Genomic DNA, 21242 nt, shown 5'->3' with positions numbered 1-21242 from the left:
TTTGCGGCCGGGGCGCCCCGTTCATCTACTTGCGCCGCAGGAACCGCCGGCCCTTCTCCTTGGGCTCCTCGTCGAGGTTCAACTCGAGCGGCGCGAGATCCTCGAACGCCCCGATGTCGCGCTTGCGCTGCTCGGGGATCCGCTCGCCCCCGTGCCCGTCCTGATTACGCCCCCAGCCGGCGGCGTCCGGGCCACGCCCCCAGCCGGCCGCGTCCTGGTTACGCCCCGACCCGGCCGCGTCCTGGTTGCGCCCCCAGTCGGCCGGCTCGTCGTTGTGGGCCGGCCGTCCCCCGACGCCCTGGGCCGCCCAGTCCGCCGCATCGTCGTTGCGGCCCGGTCGCGCGAAACCCTGGTCGGCCCGCTCCGGCGTCTGGCTGCCTGGCCCCGGCGGGTTGCCCCACGCCGGCTGCCCGGCGTCCGCACCGCCCCGGTCCCACCGGCTGGTCGCCTCGGTGGCCCACCCGGGCCCGCCCTCGACCGCGCCCGGCTGGACGTCGTTGTTCCGGTCCTTGTCGTTGTTCCGGTCCTTGTCCTTGTTCCGGCCCCACCGCGACTTCTTGGGCTTCTCGGCGGGTTCGGCGGCCGGGGCCTGCTGCGCGTCCCACCAGGCCTCCTCCTGCCCGCCGCCGGCGGCGGCCGGCGCTTCGGGCGCGGCGGCCCAGGCCTCGGTACGCCCGCCAAAGTCCCGCGGCGCCTCCGCTTCCCGACCCCCACCGAACGCCCGCCCGTCGCCCGCCGGGTTGAAGGCCGCCGCGTCGACGCGCCGATCCCCGTAGGGACCAAACGCCTCCGGGCCCGGACGTCCAGCGCCCTGCGAACCGAACGCCGCGTCGTCCACGCGCCCAGCACCCTGCGGCCCGAACGCCGCATTGTCCACGCGCCCAGCACCCTGCGGACCGAACGCCGCATTGTCCACGCGCCCAGCACCCTGCGGACCGAACGCCGCATTGTCCACGCGCCCAGCGCCCTGCGAACCGAAGGCCGGGTTGTCCGCGCGCCGATCACCGTACGGATCGAACGCCGCCGCGTCCGCGCGCCCAGCACCCTGCGAACCGAACGCCGGGTTGTCCGCGCGCCGATCACCGTGTGGACCGAACGCCGCCGCGTCCGCGCGCCCGGCGCCTCGCGAGCCGAACGCCTCAGCTTCCGCATTCCCGGTCCCCGCGGGCACTCCCGGCCAGGCCTCCGTACGCGCGTCCCCGGCGTCCTCAGCCGCCTGCTGCGACCGATCCCGCCGCCGGATCGACCGGGCCTGCGGGTCCGCATCCCACGACCGCTGAAGGTCAAGGGGCTGAGCCACCAGCGCGGGCGCGTCCCCGTCGAAGAGGCTCCCGCCCCAGGACGGCCGCTCCCCGCCACCGGTCTCAGCCGGCGGCCGCTCACCCGGTCCAGACTCGGCAGCCGACCGCCATTGCACGGACGGCCGAACGGCCGGCTCCCCGGCGGACCGCCGCCCAACCGTCGGCCCGTCAGACGCGGACGCCTCCCCCGCGGCCCGCCACTCGGACGCGGGCTGTTCACTCCCCGAACGCCACTCAAACGACGGCCGCTCGGCCGCGGAAGGCTCCCCCGCGGACCAACGCTCGGCCACCGACGGCTCCCCCGCAGACCAACGCTCGGACGCGGACTGCTCCCCAGCAGACCAACGCTCGGGCGCGGACGCCTCCCCCGCCGAACGCCACTCGAACGACGGCCGCTCGGACGCCGACGGCTCCCCCGCGGACCGCCACTCCACGGACGGCCGCTCGGACGCGGAACCCTCGCCCGCCGAACGCCACTCCACCGCCGGCCGCTCCGACCCGGCCGGGTCTCCCGCGGACCAACGCTCGGACGCGGACGGCTCCCCCGCCGAACGCCACTCAAACGACGGCCGCTCGGACGCCGACGGCTCCCCGGCGGACCGCCACTCCACGGACGGCCGCTCGGACGCGGACCGCTCCCCTGCAGGCCGCCACTCCGCCGACGGCCCGTGCGGCGCGGACGGCACGATCGGCGCCGGCCACTCGACCGAAGACTGTTCCTCCGCCGGCCGCCCACCGGCGGATCCGGTCACCGAGCTCCAGGAATCCTGCCACGCCTCAGAGCCCGGCACGGGCGCGCGGTTCTCAGCCACCGGCTCCGGCGCCCGGAGGTCTCGCCGGGAATCCGCCACCGGTTCGGGCGCGCGGGTGTTGTGCCACGGCTCCGATACCGGCTCGGGCATGCGGTAGTCCCGCTGCGGCTGCGCCACCGGTTCCGAAGCTCGGCCGTCACGCCACGGCTCCGCCGCCGGCTCGGACGCGCGGGTGGTTTGCCACGACTCGGCTTCGGGCTCCGGGGTCCGGCTGCTCCGCCAGGAATCGGCCGCCGGCCCCGAGTCGCTCGGGTCCCGCCACGAATCAGCGGAGCGCCCGGACGCGAAGGAGTCCCGCCACGACTCGGCGGCGGGCTGCTGCGGTTCGTGGGCGGACGCCGGGGTCCACGATTCGGACGAGCGCTCGGACGCGGGCCGCCACGCGTCCGTCTCTCGGGCGGGCTCGGCGGAGTCGGCCCAGGAGCGGCGCGGCGAGCCTTCGGCGGCGCTGCCCGACCGGGTTCCCGGCTCGTACGTCGCGTCCCCCGCGTCGTACGTCACGGGGAAGTCGTCGGCCGCGCTCGTCCAGCGGTGCCGGTCATCGGTAGCCGACGGGTCGCCGGCTACCGGGGACCAGGAGCGGCCGACGGTGGTGGGCGGAGCGTCGTCGGCGCGGCGGCGGCCGGACTCGGGCGATGCGGGGTCTGCCTCCGCCAACCACTCGGCCAGCCGGCCCGCGGAGTCGCTGTCCCAGTTTCCGACCAGCTCGCGCGTCGAGCGGGCCTCCCAGGACGCGTCCGAGCCGCGGCCGCGCGGCGGCGCGCCGTAACCGTCGTCGCGGTGGTCGCCCGACTCGCCGGGATCGCTCGTATTGCCATATACACCCAAGTCGTCTCGGTCCTCCGAACCGCGACGGCCGTCCGTGTTGCCACGACCATCTGGATTGTCGCGACCGCGCGCGGGTGCGGCGGCCGGGTCGTCGTCGTGCAGGGCGGCCCCGGACCCGCCACGCCGACGCGCGGACGCGCCGGCATCGCCGAGAGCGTCGAGTCCATCGCCGGAGCCAGAACCGAAGCGCGAACCAGCGCCCGAGCCCGAACCAATGCCGGAACCCGAACCAGAGTCGAAGCCCGAACCGGTGCCGGAACCCGGTTCATCGCCGAAAGGCGAGCGGGGCCCGGGATCGGAGCCGAGCCCCGCGCCGAAGTCCGGATCGGCGGCGCCGCCGGGGCGCGGCTCGGCGCTGGGAAGGCCGCCAGGATCGTCACCCAGACCGAAGCGGGGGCCGTCGCGATCGTCGGGGGCCGCTTCCGCGTCCACGCGGGCGCCGTTGCCGCCGCGGGCGAGGCGGCCCAGGCGCGCGCGCATCGCGCCGTTGCCCGGGCGCCAGCCGGTCGTGGGCGGGGCGTCGGCCGAGCCGACCAGGGAGGGCGGGGCGGAGATCGGGTCCTCACCCGCAGCGGCGGCGAACGCCGCGTCCGTCGGCGACGCGGCGGTGCGCGGGGGCTCGGACGGCGTCGCGGCGTCGCGGGCGAAGGTGCGCGGGAGCGGGAGGGGCTCGGGCAGCTGGTTGCCCGCCGCCATGACGAGAAGGCGCTCCATGACGTGCAGATCGACGCGGTACGGCTCGGCGGAGAGCCAGCGGCCCGCGGCGTCCGACATCTCGTGGGCGTGCACCAGGTGCAGGTGCTCGCCGGGCGCGACCGAGATGACCAAGTTCTCGCTGACGTCGCCGCGCGAGGGGGCGACGACGAGATACCCACGCACGGAGCCCCCGACCTTGGCCAACTGCTCGCGCCAGGTGTGCACCTCCGCGGCGAGGCCGTCGACGTCCTCGGAGCCGGGGACGAACAGGCGGCCCCCGCGCAGCACCTGCCCCGCGGCGTCCATCGTGAACTCGCCGTGCGGCCAGACCGTCGGCAGGAACAGGGCCACGCGGCGCCCGGCGGCGACCAGGTGCGTGCAGCCGCCCTCGCCCAGGGCGAAGAAGCGGGCGCTCGGGATCGCCTCGAGCTCCTTCAAGCGCGGGAGATGATCATCCGGCTTGCCCCACCAGCGGCGGCCGCTCACCGCCTCGTCGATGGACATTCGCGACACGCGCCGGGCGTCGAGGAGGAGGGCCGAAAGGAAAGACCCTGCCAGCGGTACGACAAAAGCCAGATTGATCCCGATGAAGCCCAGCACGCCGAGGATGTCGAACCAGCTGTCCGGCAGGCGACCGCGTGTGGCCGCACCCCACGCGACCGCGCCCGCGACAACGGCGAGGATGGCGAAGAGCGGAAAACCGCGGAGCGTGAGCACCACCACACCGGCCAGCGTCACGATCGCCGCGGCGCCCCACAGGATGCTGAGCTCGGTGATGCCCCACACGGCCACGGCCAGCGCGGCGAGGACAGCCACGGCCAGCAGAGCACCGGGCACGATGCCGGTGGGGCGGACCCCCACGCGCCTGCTGCTCTTGACGCCGTCGGTCCACGGGGCGGGCGCGTCGTGGCGGAATGTGGTGGTCAAGTCCTAGCCTCCCGCCACGGGCGGCAGCCCGCAAAGCTGGACATATCTCCGCGGATCGCCCGGCCGACCCAACCGGCCGGTCGCGATCTCGTCAAGCACAGCACCGAGCGTAACCCCGGCCGTCAGTGCTAGCGAGAGCCGCCCGGTCGCTCTCGTACACAGGTACCCATCCCCCACGGCGCTCAGTATGCCCGCCCGGCCGCGGCGAGGCAGTTCCTCGAAAGGTGGGAGGATGGCGATGTGAGCACCCAGGTCAAGGTAAAGTTCCGGCGCAGTGCAGCGCTCGCCGTCGCCGCCGGCATCACCGTGATCGGCGCCGTCCCGCTGCTCGCCGAGAGCGTCTGGTTCCTGTTCGTACTGCTGGTACCGCTCGCCGTCACCGTCTGGGCCTGGCGCGCGGGGACCGACGTCGACGAGCGGGGTTTCACGGTGCGCGCACTGTTCGGTAGCCGGACGTTCCCGTGGAACGCCGTGGACGGCCTGGTCATCGACGGCGGCACCGTGCAGGCGCGCCTGGCCAACGGCCACCTGGTGCTCCTCGACGCCGTCCGCCCCGGCGACCTCCCCCGCGTGATCAAGGCCAGCGGCCAGAACCTCGAGACCAACCGGCCCGCCGCCGAGCGCGCGGACGCGGAAGAGGACGAGGAGAGCAACCAGCCGGCGTAGCTCAGGGCGGCCACGCCCCACGCGGACGCGTAGGCGACTCCTGTGCAACAGGCCCTGGAGGGCGCGCCATCGAATCCTCGCCCAGTTGCACTGGGGGCCACATGGCCATATGTTAACCATCAGGGCCGCAAGGGGCCCGCCGAGCCAACCGGACACCACCGCCCCGGGTACCGCATCATCCAGATGCCGATCCGCGGCGGCCGCAGCCCAGCACCAGCCACCGGACTGGGGGCCGGCGTGCTCGGCGAATACCGGAAACGATGCCCTCGACAACCCCGGGATGAGCCCGGCGCAGCCACTGCGCCGGACCACACCGGAACGACGAGGCGCACACCCCCGGACTGTTCGATAGCTCCGCACTACCACGAGCTATGAGACAGGCTTAGTAACCGTCCGTCACCACGTTCTCCAGAGGCTCGCCCGCAAGGAAGCGGCGGAGCTGGGCGGCGGCGAGGGCGTAGCCGCGCCGCCAGAGGCCCGACACCGAGCCGGCGACGTGCGGCGTGATGAAGACGTTCGGCAGGCGCCACAGTTCGTGGCCGGGCGGCAACGGCTCGGGGTCGGTGACGTCCGTGGCGTAGGCGATGCGGCCCGTCCGCGCGGCCGCGGTCACCGCCTCCGTGTCCACGACCGGGCCCCGCGCCGCGTTGACCAGCAGGGCGCCGTCGGCGAGCCGGGCGAGGAAGCCGGCCGAGACGAGGCCACGGGTCTCGTCGGTGAGGGGCACCAGCAGCACGACCACGTCGGCGGCGGGCAGCAGCCGCGGAAGATCGGCGACGCCCGACACGCCGGCGCGCGGACGCCTCGCCACCCGGGTCACCGTCACGCCGAACGGGGCCAGCCGCGCCTCGACCGCGCGCCCGATCGAGCCGGCGCCGACGATCAGGACCCGTTTGCCGGTCAGCTCCCCCGTGTGGCGATACGCCCACTCCCCCCGCTGCTGCACCCGCGCGAACAGCGGAAACTCGCGCACGCAGGCGAGGATCGCGCCGACGACCCACTCGGCGGTCGGCGAGTCGTGCACGCCCCGCGCATCGCAGAGCGTCACGCCGGCCGGGAGCCGTCCGATCCACGCGTCCGCGCCCGCGCTCATCAGCTGTACCGCGCGCAGCCCCGGCAACCGCGCGACGAGCGCGTCGATCTCGCGCTCCGGCATGAACGGCGGCACCCAGAACGCCACGTCGCGCGGGTCCGATGGCAACTCCTCCGGCCCCGCCATGACCTCGACGACCACCTCTCCGGCGACACGCCGGCGCGCGGAGGCGCCACCGGCCGCGTCGAAGCCGGCAACACCGCCGCCCGAACCCGCACGCGCGGACGCCGCACCGGCACCAGCCGGTGCGGCGCCAGAAACAGCGGCGCCGCCGTCCGACCCCGCACGCATGGACGCGGCACCGGCCGGCTCGAAGCCGGGTGGACCGGGCGAGGCGGCGGGAGAATCAGCGCCGGAGGCGGCCACAGCGGCCGAGGCGGCGTGGGTCGCAGCGGAAACGCCAGGGCCGGCCGGAGCGGATCCAGCCGGCGCGGCGACCGGCGAAGAGGCCGGCGCGGGCGCGGAGGCGGCCGGAGCTGCCAGGGCGGCGGCGATCGGGGCGAGGCCGACCTCGTGCGCGATCCAGATCTTCACCATGGGTTCGATGATGCGGGCGCAGCGACGCGCCGCGGGAAGTGCGGTGGGCAAACGTGGCTCGCGGCGACCAACGCTACGCTTGGCCGGGTGAGCGCCCGGACGTACCGTTTCGCAGGCCGGCACGCCGGCCGGAGTCTTGCCGCCGTCTGCGTGGCCGCGGCGGTTCTGACCCTCGGAGCCTGCTCGTTCGGGCCGCCGCCGCCGGATGAGCTTGGGTCACCGCCGAAGCTGTCGCCGTATCCGTCGCCGTCCCGCTCGGGCGGGAGCGAGGACGGCGGGGCCGAGGTGTCGGTGACGGTGCTCGCCAAGGGGCTGGCCGTGCCGTGGGGGATCGCGTTCCTCCCGGACGGTTCGGCACTGGTTACCGAGCGTGACAGCAAGCGGCTGCTCAAGGTCGGCAAGGAGACCACGTCCGACGGGATGCTGGTGGCCGAGCTGCAGAAGATCGACGCGGCGGTGCCGGGGGGCGAGGGCGGGCTGCTCGGGATCGCGGTTTCGCCGCAGTACGACACGGACAAAACAGTATTCGTGTACTACACCGCGCAGGACGACAACCGTGTCGCCAAGCTGACGCTGGGGCAGGCGCCGACGCCGATCCTCACCGGCATCCCCAAGGCGAGCGTCCACGACGGCGGGCAGATCCGCTTCGGCCCGGACGGGTTCCTGTACGTCGCGACCGGGGACGCGAGCAAGCCGGAGAACGCGCAGGACCTCAACAGCCTCGGCGGCAAGATCCTGCGGATCCAGACCGACGGGAAGCCGGCGCCCGGTAACCCGTTCGGAACGGCGGTGTACAGCTACGGACATCGAAACGTGCAAGGGTTCGCGTGGGACAAGAACCAGCGCATGTACGCGATGGAGTACGGCGCCAACGAGGCGGACGAGCTCAACGTGATCGAGGCCGGCAAGAACTACGGGTGGCCCGCCATCGAGGGCAAGGGCAGCGACCCGAAGTACACCAATCCGATCCAGACCTGGAAGACCGCCGACGCGTCCTGCGCCGGCCTGGCCTACCTGGACGGCTACCTGGTGACCTCGTGCCTGAAGGGCCAGCGGCTGTACGTCATGCAGGCCACGGACACCGGCAGCCTGCTGGGCGCGCCCGTGCCGCTGCTCAGCGACAAGTACGGGCGCCTCCGCGCGGCCGCCGTGTCGCCCGACGGCAGCCTGTGGGTCTCGACGTCGAACAAGGACGGCCGCGGCGACCCGAAGCCGGACGACGACAAGCTTCTGCGGCTGGTCATCAGCAACGTCGGCGAGGCCGGGAAGAGTTGAGCTCGCCGTTGAGCCGTCGCGTGGCGCTGGCCGCCCGCCGGGCCCGGCGCCGCGCGATCGTCATGGCCGCGGGGCGCCGCCGCCATCCGGCGGACTCCCGCGCGAGCATGCCTCGCCACAAGTGGCTGCTGCGGATCGCGCGCGGCCTGCTCGTCGGCGCGGTCGCGATCGCCGGGATGTTCATCGGCGTCACGCTGGGCGGCAGCACGACGCAGGACATCGGCCCCTTCCGCGCGCAGCTGTCGCTGGCCCCGTCGTGGCACGGTGACACGTCGGTGGAGATCCCGCCGCTGGGCTCGCTGGAGCTGGACAGCCACGACGGCCCCGTGCACCTGCGCATCCGGCTGGAGTCGCTGGACGAGGCGCGCACCCGCGCGTTCGCGGCGAAGTCCGGCAACCTGGAGCAGGTCAGCCACGACGCGGTCGACCAGCTCAACCTGGGCGTGCGGCGCCTGGCGATGCAGACCGCCGGCTGCGGCATTCTCGGCGCGATGATCCTGGTCGCGCTGGCCTTCCGGGCCCGGCGCGAGACCGCGGCCGCGGGCCTCGTGGTCGTCTTCGCGCTCGCCTCGACCGGCGCCGCGACGCTGTTGACCTTCAAGCCGGCGGCGATCCAGGAGCCGACGTACCGCGGCCTGCTCGTCAACGCCCCCGCCATCATCGGCGACGCGCGCCGGATCACCGACCGCTACGAGGAGTACCGCGCGCAGCTGCAGAAGCTGGTGCTCAACGTCAGCAAGCTCTACGGCACCATCTCGTCGCTGCCGGTGTACGAGCCGGACAAGAGCGCCACCAAGGTCCTGCACATCTCCGACATGCACCTGAACCCGGCCGCCTGGGGCGTGGTGCGCTCGGTCGCGGACCAGTTCGACATCGACATCATCGTCGACACCGGCGACATCAACGACTGGGGCAGCGAGCCCGAGGCGTCCTACGTGAACGTGATCAGCGACCTGCGCGTGCCGTACCTCTACATCCGGGGCAACCACGACTCCGCCGTCACCGCGGCCGCGGTCGCCCGCCAGCGCAACGCCATCGTCCTGGACGACACGATCGTGACGGTCAAGGGCCTGACGTTCGCCGGCATCGGCGACCCGCGCTTCACCCCGGACAAGTCGACGGACCCGACCAACGAAGAGCAGCACCAGCAGGTCGTGACCTCGGGCGACGTCCTGGCCAAGAAGATCCGGCAGAGCAGCACGCCCGTCGACGTCGCGATGGTCCACGACCCCGTCTCCGCGCAGGAGCTGGCCGGCCTGTGCCCGCTGGTCCTGGCCGGACACCGCCACGAGCGCCAGATCTCCCGCCTGAACCCGAACCCGCCGATGGCCGCGCCGCTGCCGGCCCAGGTGACCTCACCGTCCCCGTCGGACTCGACCTCGGCCTCGGCGCCGGCGTCGGCAGCCGCGCGGGCGCAGCAGGAGCGCACGCTGCTCATGGTCGAGGGCTCGACGGGCGGGGCCGGACTGCGGGGCCTGGAGAGCTCGAAGCCCTTGCCGCTGGCGCTTTCCATCCTGTACTTCGATGAGCAGCACCACCTCTCCGCCTACGACGACATCCAGGTGGGCGGCACCGGGCTGACGGAGGTCTCGCTCCAGCGCCACCTCGTCCAGCCGGACACCAAGGCCGCACCGACCCCGTCACCGACCCCGTCGCCTTCGTCGTCCGCCTCGCCATCAGCGTCCCCGGCCCCGGCGGCCTCCTGAACGCTCATCCGGCCACAAAGCGGTAGCCCGACAAGTCGGGCGCTCCGCGCCACGACTTGTCGGATATTTCCCCCGGCAGGCGGCACACCGCCGATGACCGACAAATCGGATTCCGGTGCGGTCAGCGGAGTTTCCAGAACCACAGAGCGGACGCGCCACCACTGACAGGCAGCCCGGATACCCGCGGGGCCGGCAGAAGGTCGAGGCGACCAAGTCCCGCTGGTGTTCCTGATCACACGGACACGGCGCGGTCAGCGGCGGACGCGCCACCACTGACAAGCAGCCCGGATACCCGCGGGGCCGGCAGAAGGTCGAGGCAACCGAGTCCCGCTGGTGTTCCTGATCACACGGACACGGCAGGGCCGGGCCGGCGAATGCCGGCCCGGCCCGTTTCGCCAGGTCCCACTCGATGGCGCCGCCCGGAGACCGACCCGGCCCGGGCGCGCTGCGCAGGCGACAGCGGCCCCGAGCCGGAGATCAGGAGAGCCGAGCGATGATCAGCTCCCGGACGGTCTTGGCGTCGGCCTTGCCGCCCGTGGCCTTCATCACCGCGCCGACCAGCGCGCCCGCCGCCGCCACCTTGCCCTCGCGGACCTTGGTGGCGATGTCCGGGTTCGCGGCGATCGCATCGTCGACGGCCTTCGTCAGCGCGCCCTCATCGGAGACGACCTCCAGCCCGCGGGCGGCCACGACCTGCGTCGGGGTGCCCTCGCCGGCGATGACGCCCTCGAGGACGACGCGGGCGAGCTTGTCGTTGATCTTGCCGCTGTCGACCAGGGACTGCAGCTCGGCGACCGCGGCCGGGGTCACGCCCAGGGCGTCGAGCTCGGTCTCGGTCTCGTTGGCCCGGCGGGCCAGCTCGCCCAGCCACCACTTGCGCGCGGACGCGGGCGACGCGCCGGCCTCGACGGTCGCGGAGATGAGCTCCACGGCGCCGGCGTTGACCACCGACTGCATGTCGAGGTCGGAGAAGGCCCACTCGCGCTGCAGGCGCTCGCGGCGCACGCGCGGCAACTCCGGCAGGGCGGCCTTCAGCTCGGCGACCCACTCCGCTGACGGGGCCAGCGGGACGAGGTCCGGCTCCGGGAAGTACCGGTAGTCGGTCGCCGTCTCCTTGCTGCGGCCCGAGGTCGTGTCGCCGGTCTCCTCGTGGAAGTGGCGGGTCTCCTGCACGATCGTGCCACCGGACTCGAGGACGCCGGCCTGGCGGATGATCTCGGAGCGGACGGCGCGCTCGACGCTGCGCAGGGAGTTGACGTTCTTCGTCTCCGTGCGGGTGCCCCACGCCGCGCCCGCGCGATTGAGCGACGTGTTGACGTCGCAGCGCAGTGAGCCCTGCTCCATGCGCACGTCGGAGACGCCCAGGGTACGGATGACGTCGCGCAGTTCGGTGACGTAGGCGCGGGCGACCTCCGGCGCGCGGGAGCCCGTGCCCGGGACCGGCTTGGTGACGATCTCGACCAGCGGGATGCCGGCGCGGTTGTAGTCCACAAGGGACTCCGTCGCGCCGTGGATGCGCCCGGTCGCGCCGCCGACGTGCAGCGTCTTACCGGTGTCCTCCTCCAGGTGCACGCGCTCGATGCCGATGCGCACGATCTCGCCGTCGAGTTCCACGTCGAGGTACCCGTTCACGCACAGCGGCTCGTCGTACTGGCTGATCTGGAAGTTCTTCGGCATGTCCGGGTAGAAGTAGTTCTTGCGGGCGAACCGCCCCCACGGCGCGATCGAGCAGTTGAGCGCGAGGCCGATGCGGACCGTGGCCTCGATCGCGGCGCGGTTGGCGACCGGCAGGGCGCCGGGCAGGCCGAGGCAGACCGGGCAGACCTGGGTGTTGGGCTCAGCTCCGAACGCGGTCGGGCAGCCGCAGAACATCTTGGTGTTGGTACCGAGCTCGACGTGGGTCTCCAGGCCGATGACCGGCTCGAAGCGGGCCACCGCCTCCTCGTACGAAAGCTGCGTCACGGTGCTCATTGTCATGCCTGCTTTCAGCCTTGGTGTATCCACGCACGACATTGGGTATCCATCGCACACCTGGAAGGAGCCGCCATGCCTGTGCAGTTTCGGAAGAGCAAGAAGTTCGGCCCGTTCATTTTCCACTTCACGCAGGAGGGCTTCTCCTCGTGGAGCTTCAAGCTGGGCCCCTGGTCGTGGAACTCGCGGAGCCGGAAGAACCGTGTGGACCTGCCCGGCCCGTTCTCGTGGCGCCAGGGCAGCCGGGGCTGAGCGTTGAGCGGGGCGGCGTGACACACCGCCCCGCTTCTCATGTCTACAGCGCCGGCGGGGTCAGCGTCGGCAGCGTGGACTCCAGCGCGGCCGCGACCCGGTACATCCGGTCGTCCGCCATCGTCGGCGCCATGATCTGCAGGCCGACCGGCAGCCCCTCCGACAGCCCGGCCGGCACCGAGATGGCCGGCCCGCCGTAGAGGTTCGACGGGATCGTGTACAGGTCCGCCAGGTACATCTGGTACGGGTCCGAGGTGCGTGAGCCCAGCGGGAACGCCACGAACGGCGTCGTGGGCGCCACGAGCACGTCCGCGGTCTCGAACGCGGCGGTGAAGTCGCGCGTGATCAGGGTCCGTACCTTCTGCGCCTGGCCGTAGTAGGCGTCGTAGTACCCGGCCGACAGCGCATACGTGCCGAGGATGATGCGCCGCTTGACCTCCGGCCCGAAGCCCGCGTCGCGCGTGAGCGACATGACCTCCTCCAGCGAGTGCTTCCCGTTGTCGCCGGTGCGCAGGCCGTAGCGGACGCCGTCGAAGCGCGCCAGGTTGGACGAGCACTCGCTCGGAGCGATGAGGTAGTACGCCGGCAGCGCGAACTTGAAGCTCGGACAGGACACCTCGACGACCTCGGCGCCGAGCTTGACCAGGGCGTCGATCGACTCGCGATACGCCGCGGCGACACCCGGCTCCGCTCCCTCGCCCGCGAACTCCTTCACCAGGCCCAGGCGCACGCCGCTCAGGTCGCCGGTGGCGCCCAGGCGCGCCGCGCCGACGACGTCGGGCACCGGCTGCGGGATCGAGGTGGAGTCGCGCGGGTCGTGGCCGCCGATGACGGCGTGCAGCAGCGCCGCGTCCTCGACGGTCCGCGCGCAGGGGCCGGGTGTGTCGAGCGAAGAGCTGAAAGCGATGAGGCCGTACCGCGACGTGCCTCCGTAGGTCGGCTTCGCGCCCACGGTGCCGGTGACGGCGGCCGGCTGGCGGATCGAACCGCCCGTGTCCGTGCCGATCGCCAGCGGCGCCTCGTACGCGGCGACCGCGGCCGCCGATCCGCCGCCGGAGCCGCCGGGGATTCGCGTCGTGTCCCAGGGGTTGTACGTCGGGCCGTAGGCCGAGTACTCCGTCGACGAGCCCATCGCGAACTCGTCCATGTTGGTCTTGCCGACCATCACGAGCCCGGCCTCGCGCAGGCGCGTCATGATCGTCGCGTCGTACGGCGGGCGCCACCCCTCGAGGATCTTCGAGCCGGCGGTCGTCGGCACGCCCCGCGTGGTGATGACGTCCTTGACGCCGATCGGCACGCCGTCCAGCGGCCCGAGGCCGGCCCCCTTGGCCCGGCGTTCGTCGGCGGCGCGGGCGGCCTCCAGCGCGCCCTCGCGGTCGACGTGGAGGAACGCGTGGACCTTCGCCTCGACGGCCTCGATCCGCTCCAGGTGCGCGGTCGCGACCTCGACGGCCGAGACCTCCTTGGCGTCCAGGCGCCGGCCGAGCTCGGTCGCGGAAAGTTTCGTCAGGTCACTCACAGCTCAGGCCTCCTCGTCCAGGATCCGCGGGACGCGGAAGCGGTTCTCCTCGGCGTCGGGCGCGCCGGCCAGCGCGTCCTCGCGCGCCAGGCCGGGGACGACGACGTCGTCGCGGTACACGTTGGTGAGCGGTACCGAGTGCGAGGTCGGCGGCACGTCGGCCGCCGCGATCTCACCCACCTGGGCGACGGCCTGCAGGATCACGTCGAGCTGCCCGGCGAAGGTGTCGAGCTCTTCATCGGTGACGGCGAGCCGCGCGAGGCGCGCGAGGTGCGCCACCTCCTCGCGGGAAATCGTGGCCATTCGGCGCTGCTCCTTCAGGTCGTCGGCTTCGACGCAGCGTGACATGCCGGCGTCGACCCGACGAGTCTATTTCGTGCTGATGACAGGGCGTGCGGCAGTCTTCGACAGCCAGTCCAGCAGCCGGTCGGGGGGCATCGGGCGGGCGAAGTACCAGCCCTGGGCGACGTCGCAGCCGGCCTCGACGAGCATCCGCCAGGTGCGTTCGTCCTCGACGCCCTCGGCGACGACGCGCAGCCCGAGCGCCCGGGCCAGGTCGATCATGGAGCGCACGATCGCGGCGTCGTCGGGGTCGGTGGTCACGCCGAGCACGAACGAGCGGTCGATCTTCACCTCGGCCAGCGGCAGGCGGCGCAGGTGCAGCATCGAGGAGTACCCGGTGCCGAAGTCGTCCAGCGCGATCGCGACCCCGAGCTTCTTCAGCCGCGCCAGCGTCGCGAGGACGCGGCGCGGGTCGGCCATCAGCGCACTCTCGGTGATCTCCAGCTCCAGCCGGGACGGATCGACCGACATCTGCGCCAGCCGCGCCGCGATCCGGTCCGCGATCTCGCCCGTGTGCAGGTCCCGCACGCTCACGTTCACCGCGACCCGCACCCTGCCGGCCGCCGGCGTGCTGTCGCGCCACGCCGCGAGCTGCCCGATGGCCTCGTCGACGACCCGCAGCGTCAGCAGCCGCATCACCGAGCTGTGCTCGGCGACCCGGATCAGCTCCTCCGGGTCGATCGGCCCGCGCCGCGGGTGCCGCCAGCGCAGCAGCGCCTCCACGCCCACCACCGCGCCCGTGGCCAGCGCGACCTGCGGCTGGTAGTACAGCTCGATCCCGCCGTCCGGCCCCGACTCCAGCGCCCGGCGCAGGTCCGCGAGCAGGCTCAGCCGCTCCGGGGTGTTGTGGTCGGACTCGGGGGCGTAGACGGCGAGGTTGTCGCCGCGGCCCTTGGCGTCGTACATCGCGACGTCCGCGTGCTGCATCAGCTCGGCGAAGTCGGTGCCGTGCTCCGGATACACGGCGACGCCGACCGACGCGCCCACGTCGATCGGCAGCCCGTCCAGCAGCACCGGCTCCGCCAGCGCCGACATGACCTCCGCGGCGCACCGCCGCGCGTCGGCGGTGTCCCGAAGATGCGGTACGACCACGGCGAACTCGTCCCCGCCGAGCCGTCCCACCAGGTTGTCGGCGCCCGAGTCCCGCGCGGCCGCGGTGAGCCGCTCACCCACCTCGACCAGCAGCCGGTCGCCGACCCGGTGCCCGAGCGCGTCGTTGACCTGCTTGAAGGCGTCCAGGTCGAGCAGCAGCAGCGCCAGGCGCCGCTCGGCCGCCCCGCCCTCGGCCCGCTCGGCGTGTTCGCACAGCCAGCCCGCGACCGCGCGCTCCAGCGCCTTGCGGTTCGCCAGCCCCGTCAGCGGATCCCGCTGGCCGGCCTCGACCCGCTGCGCGGCGAGCTTGGTCATCCGCCGTACCGCGAACAGCGACACCAGCGCCAACGGCACCAGCATGACCGCGACGTGCGCCGCCGCGACGAGCCCCGGCGCGGACAGCAGCAGCGCGCCGTTGGGCAGCGCCTCGGCGACCACGGCGCGCCCGAGCACCGCCCGCCAGCTCCCGCCGAAGCGCAGCCAGACGGCCGTCGACACCAGCAGGTTGTTCACCACGAACCACGTCACGGCGGCGGCCAGCACCCACAGCACCGCCGCGCCGCCCAGCAGCGCGTGCGCGTCCCCGAGCGCCTCCCGCGGCAGGAGCATCCCCGCGGCGAGGAACGACAGCATGTACTGCGCGGCGTTGAACGCGGCCCGCCAGAACGTGTGCTTGAGCCAGACCGCCGCGACGACCACGGCCCCGAGCTGCACGACGACCGCCGGCGCGGACCCGTACGCGATCAGAATCGCGAACGTGAAGCACACCGACGGAAACGTCGGGACGGAATCGTCCCGCCCGCCCCGCACGAACGGCGGCGTGTCGGAGACCACGGCGAGCAGCGCGAAGACCCAGAACGCCGCGTCCAGCCGCACCCCGTCCCCGGCCTCGTGAACGATACTGCCCGCGAGCAGAAACGCGGCGAGCGCGATGACGAGCACGACGTAGGCGAAGAACCGATGACGATGCCGAGGCGGCGCGGTGTTGCGCAGCGCACTCTGCTCCATCCGGTACCCGCTTTCAGCTAGGCGCGCGGCCATGGGGGAAGCGGGCCGCACAGCATCGTTCGGACGCCCTGCGAGCCTGCACCCTGAACAAGGGAGATTTCAGGAAAGGATGCCGAATCGATGCAGAACCGCCACGCGATTCAACCAACCGGGCGATGCCCCAATGACAGATCAGCTTAAATATCGGTACGCCGTAACTACTCGCAAACGTTCCGTGACCATTCAACATTGAAGCCCATCACCCAATAGCGGCCGTTACCACACCATGCGTAACCGACTACACTCCGCCATTGCGACGCCTACACTCTGACGCGACCGAGCCACCAATCGGCAATCCGCACACCGGCCGCCACGCTCCCAGACCGCGCGCACCGGGCGGGGTTTCAAGCCACAGAGTCTCCAGCGAGCTATCGCGGTCCCGGGCCCCAGCCGCAGGGACTGCACGCAGCGGCCCAGCCCTCTGGTCGGCGTGCTGCGTGCGTCGACCCGCTGGCCCAGGCTGGAGAGCTCGGCCAGCACCGGGCACCTCGCATGGCGTCACTTCTGCCTCCGCCCCCACCACCGTCGTCGCCGCCCGCCCACAGCTCGAACACACCCCACACCACGGCCGCCACCGCCGCCTGCGCTTCGAGCGCGTGCCCCAGGCTCGAACCCGCACCCCGCATGACGTCACCGTGCTTCGAGCGCGGGGTCCGAGCACCAGACCAGAGTGTGCGCGCCGTCGCCGTGCTTCACCGCCGCCCCGGGCTCGGCCTCGCACTTCAGGCGCCGTCACCGCCGCTTCGCGGGCCGGCCCGGGCCTCGAGCCCGCACTTCGCCGCGCTTCGGGCGCGGGTTTCGGGCACGGCGCCACGGTGCGCGTGCGGGCTCCTGGCTCTACTCGGCGGCCGCCGCGTCGGCCGCGGCCGTCTCCTCCGCGGACATGTCGGTCCCGGTTGCGGCCGTCTCGGCAGTCGTGGCCGGCGTCGCGGCGGCCGGAGTTGTGGTGTCCGCGGGGGCGGCGGCGTCGTCCGCTGGTTGGGCGGCGGCCCGCGCCGCATCCGGGCCGGCGGTCAGCAGGATGTCGAAGCCCGCCTCGTCCAGGATGGGTACCTTCAGCGTCGCCGCCTTCTCCGCCTTTGAGCCCGGGGACTCGCCGACGACCACGAAGTGGGTCTTCTTGGACACCGAGCCGGAGACCTTGCCGCCGCGGGAGGTCACGGCCTCGGTCGCCTCGTCGCGGGAGTATTTCTCCAGCGAGCCCGTCACCACGACCGTCACGCCCTCCAGGGGGCGCGGGGCGCTCGTGTCGCGCTCCTCGACCATGCGAACGCCGGCGGCGGCCCAGCGCTCGGCCCAGGCGCGGTGCCAGTCGACCGCGAACCAGTCGTGGACGGCGCGGGCGATCGTGGGGCCGACGCCCTCGACGGCGAGGAGCTCCTCGGTGGTGGCGTTGGCGATCGCGTCCATCGATCCCAGGGAGTTGGCCATGGCCTGGGCGGCGGTCGGGCCCACGTGGCGGATCGAGAGGGCGACCAGGACCCGCCACAGCGGGCGCGTCTTGACCTCCTCCAGGTTGGCCAGGAGGCTCACGGCGTTGGAGCCCAGGGCCCCGTTCTTGTTGACGAAGAACGGGGAGCGGGCGAGCCGCTCGGCGTCGATGTCGAACAGCTCGCTCTCGTTCGGGATCACCGACTCGAGCAGGGCCGCGGCCGCCTCCATGCCCAGCGCCTCGATGTCCAGGGCACCGCGGCTGGCCAGGCCGAAGAGCCGCTCGCGCAGTTGGGCCGGGCAGAACTGCGTGTTGGGGCAGCGGATGTCGACGTCGCCCTCCTTGCCGGGGGCGAGCGTCGTGCCACAGGACGGGCACTGGGTCGGCATCACGAACGCGCGCTCGCTGCCGTCGCGGCGGTCGACCACCGGCCCGAGCACCTCGGGGATCACCTCGCCGGCGCGGCGGATCACCACGGTGTCGCCGATGAGGACACCCTTGCGCACGACCTCCTGCGCGTTGTGCAGGGTCGCCTGCTGCACCGTGACCCCGCCGACGAACACCGGCTCCATCACCGCGAACGGCGTGACGCGCCCGGTCCGCCCCACGTTGACCTGCACGTCGATGAGCTTGGTCATCGCCTCCTCGGGCGGATATTTGAACGCGATCGCCCACCGCGGCGCTTTGCTCGTCGAGCCGAGCCGGCGCTGGATCGACATCTGGTCGACCTTCACGACCACGCCGTCGATCTCGTGCTCGAGCCTGTGCCGCCGCTCGCCATACTCCTCGATGTATTTCCGCACGCCCGCCAGGTCCTCGCAGACCCGCCACCGGGCCGAGGTCGGCAGCCCCCAGGCGTGCATCAGCTCATAGGCCTCGGACTGGCTGGCCGGGTTGAACCCCTCCCGCGCCCCGAACCCATGCACCAGCATCCGCATCGGCCGCGCGGCGGTGATCTGCGGGTCCTTCTGCCGCAGGCTGCCACTGGCCGCGTTGCGGGGGTTGGCGAACGGTTTCTCCCCCGCCGCCACCTGGGCCGCGTTGACCTCCTGGAAGCCCTCCAGCGTGAAGAACACCTCGCCGCGCACCTCGAGCAGGTCGGGCAGGCCGTCGCCGGTGAGGTGCTCGGGGATGTCGCGGATCGTGCGCGCGTTGAGGGTGATGTCCTCGCCGGTGCGCCCGTCGCCGCGGGTGGCGGCCCGGGTGAGCCGCCCGTGCTCATAGGTCAGGTTGAGCGCCAGCCCGTCGATCTTGAGCTCGCACAGGTAGCGCGGCCGGCTCCCGGCATCGCGCTCGGTCCGCTCCGCCCACGCCTCCAGCGCCGGCTCGTTGAGGGCGTTGTCGAGGCTGAGCATGCGCTCGCGGTGCGCGACGGACGCGAACTCGGTCGAGAACATGCCCCCGACCCGCTGGCTGGGCGAGTCCGGGGTCATCAGCGCGGGATACTCGTGCTCGAGCGCCTCCAGCTCGCGCATGAGCTTGTCATAGTCCGCGTCGGTGACCGCCGGCGACTGGAGCACGTAGTAGCGATACTGGTGCTCGTCGAGCTCAAGGGCCAGCTCGGCGTGCCGCTCACGCGCCTCGATCGTCGGTTCGGACTCGGCTTCGGTCATGGGAGTGAACTTACCGCGAGGATACGACAAAAACCGCGTCAGTCCAGGTCATCGGTGAGGCGGCGGCCGGCCTCACGCACCGCGGTCAGCGCCGAGCGGACCCTCGCCTCGGCCGGCAGCCCGCACGGCGGTGTCACGACCGCCTGCTCGGCCATGGTCTTGAGCGGGAACCCGAGCTTGCGCCACAGGTCACGGACCTGCCCGGCCTGCTCCGCCGACGTGCGCCCGGACACCCCGGCGAAGAGCCCCATGCCGGCGTCGAGCTGCTCGCCCAGCGCGTCGAGGTCGTGCACCAGCGACAGGTCCAGCGCCACGCCGACGGCGCCGGCCTCGCGCAGGAGCACCAGGGGTACGGACGAGGCACAGCAATGGACCACGACCGGGACGCCGGCCGCGGCGATGACCTCCGACAGCGCCGCCCGCGCGACCGCGGGATCGACGGAGCGCAGCGTGCCGAAGCCGCTCTCGGTCGGCACCCGCCCGGCCAGAACCGCCGGCAGCGACGGCTCGTCGAGCTGCAGCAGGACGCTCGCGTGCGGCAGCCGCGCCCGCACCTGCGCCACGTGCGCGCGGACGCCCTCGGCGAGCGAGGCCGCGAGGTCGCGCGCGGCGCCCGGGTCGCGCAGCACCTGCCCGCCGATCGGCAGCCCCAGCGAGGCGGCGAGCGTCCACGGTCCGGGCACCTGCACCTTGAACAGCCCGCCGAACTCGCCGGCCTGCTCCGTCATCGTGTCCAGGTCGCGTTCGAGCAGGTCGCGGGCGACGCGCAGGTCATGTCCGGGCCGGGCGGCGACGCGCCACCGGGCGGCGTACAGCTCGATCGGCAGCTCCACCAGGAACGCGCCCGCGCGCCCGATCATGTCGGCGCCCGGGCCGCGCGCGGGCAACTCCGGCAGGTGCGGCAGGTCGGGCAGCTCGCCCAGGACGACGCGCTGCGCCTCCGCGACGTCGGTGCCGGGCATGGAGCCGATGCCGGTCGCCGACCCCGCCGGCCAAGGGAAGCCGATCGCCCCGTTCGGCGAGGGGAAGGAGGTCATGTCCGCTCCGTGGTCAGGAAGTCTGTGAGATGGTGGCCGAGCCGAGCACGATGTCCCCGTCCGGCGACGGTTCGTAGCACACGATCGCCTGCCCGGTCGCGATCCCGCGCGCCGCCCGGTCGAGCTCCGCGACGAGGCGCCCGTCCTCCAGGCGCACCGTGGCCGGCAGCGTCTCTCCGTGCGCGCGCATCTGCACCTGGCACTCGAGCGCCCCGTCGACGGGCACCGTCCACACCGGCCGCTCCCCCACGACGCGCGACACGTCCAGCGCGGACGCGGGCCCGACGGTCACGGTGTTGGTCACCGGCGTGATCGACAACACGTAGCGGGGGCTGCGATCGGGCGCGGACACGCGAAGGTCGAGCCCGCGCCGCTGCCCGACGGTGTACGCGTAGGCGCCCTCGTGCCGCCCGATGACGTCCCCGGTGGTCGCGTCCACGATGTCGCCCGGCGTGCGCCCGAGCCGGTCGGCGAGGAAACGCTTGGTGTCCCCGTCGGCGATGAAGCAGATGTCGTGGCTGTCGGGCTTGTCGGCCACCGCGAGCCCCCGGGCGGCCGCCTCCGCGCGCACCTCGGCCTTGGTGGAGTCCCCGAGCGGGAACATGGCCCGGTCCAGCTGCGCCCGGGTGAGCACCGCCAGCACATACGACTGGTCCTTGGCCGCATCCACGCTGCGGCGCAGCAGCCCGTCCGCGCCGAGCCGGGCGTGGTGCCCGGTCACGACGGCGTCGAACCCCAGCGCGACCGCGCGATCGAGCACCGCGGCGAACTTGATCTTCTCGTTGCACCGCAGGCACGGGTTCGGCGTGCGCCCGGCCGCGTATTCGGCCACGAAGTCGTCGACGACGTCCTCGTGGAACTGCTCGGCCATGTCCCAGACGTAGAACGGGATCCCGATCACGTCGGCGGCCCGCCGGGCGTCCCGGGAGTCCTCGAGCGTGCAGCACCCGCGCGCGCCGGTGCGATACGTCTGGGGGTTGCGCGCCAGCGCGAGGTGTACCCCGGTCACGTCATGCCCGGCCGCCGCCGCCCGGGCGGCCGCGACCGCCGAGTCGACCCCGCCGGACATCGCCGCAAGCACTCTCACGCTCCCCAG

Annotated in this window: 13 protein-coding genes; 4 read left to right on the top strand and 9 right to left on the bottom strand. The window is 73.0% G+C overall.

Annotation, left to right across the window (positions count from 1 at the left end):
* Window positions 1-25: 25 nt before the first annotated feature.
* A complete protein-coding gene (locus tag ACQPY0_RS08395) occupies window positions 26-4564 on the bottom strand; it encodes a hypothetical protein (protein ID WP_432986595.1) in 4539 nt (1512 codons plus the stop codon).
* A gap of 240 nt (window positions 4565-4804) precedes the next feature.
* Between ACQPY0_RS08395 and ACQPY0_RS08390 the strand changes: the two genes are divergently transcribed.
* Window positions 4805-5230, top strand: coding sequence for a PH domain-containing protein (locus ACQPY0_RS08390; RefSeq protein ID WP_432986593.1), 426 nt, complete (start codon window positions 4805-4807; stop codon window positions 5228-5230).
* Between the two features lie 382 nt (window positions 5231-5612).
* Here ACQPY0_RS08390 and ACQPY0_RS08385 read toward each other — a convergent pair whose 3' ends face one another.
* Window positions 5613-6449: a 2-hydroxyacid dehydrogenase gene (locus tag ACQPY0_RS08385; protein ID WP_432995077.1), complete on the bottom strand. Its 837-nt coding sequence runs from the start codon at window positions 6447-6449 to the stop codon at window positions 5613-5615.
* Between the two features lie 498 nt (window positions 6450-6947).
* On the opposite strand from ACQPY0_RS08385, the gene ACQPY0_RS08380 reads away from it, so the two are divergent.
* Together ACQPY0_RS08380 and ACQPY0_RS08375 are read left to right on the top strand one after the other, a co-directional pair.
* Window positions 6948-8135 (top strand): PQQ-dependent sugar dehydrogenase, encoded by a 1188-nt coding sequence (locus ACQPY0_RS08380; RefSeq protein ID WP_432986591.1) that lies wholly within the window; start codon window positions 6948-6950, stop codon window positions 8133-8135.
* An 8-nt stretch (window positions 8136-8143) separates the two neighbouring features.
* The gene (locus tag ACQPY0_RS08375) at window positions 8144-9841 is read left to right on the top strand and encodes a metallophosphoesterase (RefSeq protein ID WP_432986589.1); all 1698 of its coding nucleotides are present in this window, start codon (window positions 8144-8146) and stop codon (window positions 9839-9841) included.
* A gap of 477 nt (window positions 9842-10318) precedes the next feature.
* Here the strand turns inward: ACQPY0_RS08375 and gatB are convergent, their stop codons facing one another.
* The gene (gatB, locus tag ACQPY0_RS08370; protein WP_432986587.1) at window positions 10319-11812 is read right to left on the bottom strand and encodes an Asp-tRNA(Asn)/Glu-tRNA(Gln) amidotransferase subunit GatB; all 1494 of its coding nucleotides are present in this window, start codon (window positions 11810-11812) and stop codon (window positions 10319-10321) included.
* Window positions 11813-11887: 75 nt separating this feature from the next.
* Between gatB and ACQPY0_RS08365 the strand changes: the two genes are divergently transcribed.
* The gene (locus tag ACQPY0_RS08365) at window positions 11888-12064 is read left to right on the top strand and encodes a DUF4236 domain-containing protein (RefSeq protein ID WP_345124978.1); all 177 of its coding nucleotides are present in this window, start codon (window positions 11888-11890) and stop codon (window positions 12062-12064) included.
* 43 nt (window positions 12065-12107) lie between these two features.
* Here the strand turns inward: ACQPY0_RS08365 and gatA are convergent, their stop codons facing one another.
* The 6 genes from gatA to mnmA form a co-directional block, all read right to left on the bottom strand.
* Window positions 12108-13583, bottom strand: coding sequence for an Asp-tRNA(Asn)/Glu-tRNA(Gln) amidotransferase subunit GatA (gene gatA, locus ACQPY0_RS08360; RefSeq protein ID WP_432986585.1), 1476 nt, complete (start codon window positions 13581-13583; stop codon window positions 12108-12110).
* A 3-nt stretch (window positions 13584-13586) separates the two neighbouring features.
* Window positions 13587-13886 carry an Asp-tRNA(Asn)/Glu-tRNA(Gln) amidotransferase subunit GatC gene (gatC, locus tag ACQPY0_RS08355; RefSeq protein WP_432986583.1) on the bottom strand — a complete coding sequence of 100 codons (300 nt, stop codon included), beginning with the start codon at window positions 13884-13886 and terminating at the stop codon, window positions 13587-13589.
* A 66-nt stretch (window positions 13887-13952) separates the two neighbouring features.
* Window positions 13953-16025: a putative bifunctional diguanylate cyclase/phosphodiesterase gene (locus ACQPY0_RS08350; RefSeq protein ID WP_432986581.1), complete on the bottom strand. Its 2073-nt coding sequence runs from the start codon at window positions 16023-16025 to the stop codon at window positions 13953-13955.
* Between the two features lie 876 nt (window positions 16026-16901).
* On the bottom strand, window positions 16902-19109 hold the full coding sequence (gene ligA, locus ACQPY0_RS08345; RefSeq protein WP_432986579.1) for an NAD-dependent DNA ligase LigA: 2208 nt from the start codon (window positions 19107-19109) through the stop codon (window positions 16902-16904).
* Between the two features lie 38 nt (window positions 19110-19147).
* Window positions 19148-20146 (bottom strand): methionine synthase, encoded by a 999-nt coding sequence (locus tag ACQPY0_RS08340; protein WP_432986577.1) that lies wholly within the window; start codon window positions 20144-20146, stop codon window positions 19148-19150.
* 13 nt (window positions 20147-20159) lie between these two features.
* On the bottom strand, window positions 20160-21233 hold the full coding sequence (gene mnmA, locus ACQPY0_RS08335) for a tRNA 2-thiouridine(34) synthase MnmA (RefSeq protein ID WP_432986575.1): 1074 nt from the start codon (window positions 21231-21233) through the stop codon (window positions 20160-20162).
* Window positions 21234-21242: the final 9 nt, after the last annotated feature.

Source organism: Dactylosporangium sp. CA-233914 (assembly GCF_050942935.1).
In the GTDB taxonomy this organism is placed as follows: Bacteria; Actinomycetota; Actinomycetes; order Mycobacteriales; family Micromonosporaceae; genus Dactylosporangium.
The sequence above is the reverse complement of the archived record's forward strand: the minus strand, read 5'-3'. Positions and strand labels throughout refer to the sequence as shown.

Excerpts from the sequence above, each read along its gene's own strand:
- ACQPY0_RS08365 (WP_345124978.1), top strand. The coding sequence starts at position 11,888 with ATGCCTGTGCAGTTTCGGAAGAGCAAGAAGTTCGGCCCGTTCATTTTC.
- ACQPY0_RS08350 (WP_432986581.1), bottom strand. The coding sequence starts at position 16,025 with ATGGAGCAGAGTGCGCTGCGCAACACCGCGCCGCCTCGGCATCGTCAT.
- ACQPY0_RS08385 (WP_432995077.1), bottom strand. The coding sequence starts at position 6,449 with ATGGCGGGGCCGGAGGAGTTGCCATCGGACCCGCGCGACGTGGCGTTC.
- gatB (WP_432986587.1), bottom strand. The coding sequence starts at position 11,812 with ATGAGCACCGTGACGCAGCTTTCGTACGAGGAGGCGGTGGCCCGCTTC.
- gatC (WP_432986583.1), bottom strand. The coding sequence starts at position 13,886 with ATGGCCACGATTTCCCGCGAGGAGGTGGCGCACCTCGCGCGCCTCGCG.
- ligA (WP_432986579.1), bottom strand. The coding sequence starts at position 19,109 with ATGACCGAAGCCGAGTCCGAACCGACGATCGAGGCGCGTGAGCGGCAC.
- ACQPY0_RS08340 (WP_432986577.1), bottom strand. The coding sequence starts at position 20,146 with ATGACCTCCTTCCCCTCGCCGAACGGGGCGATCGGCTTCCCTTGGCCG.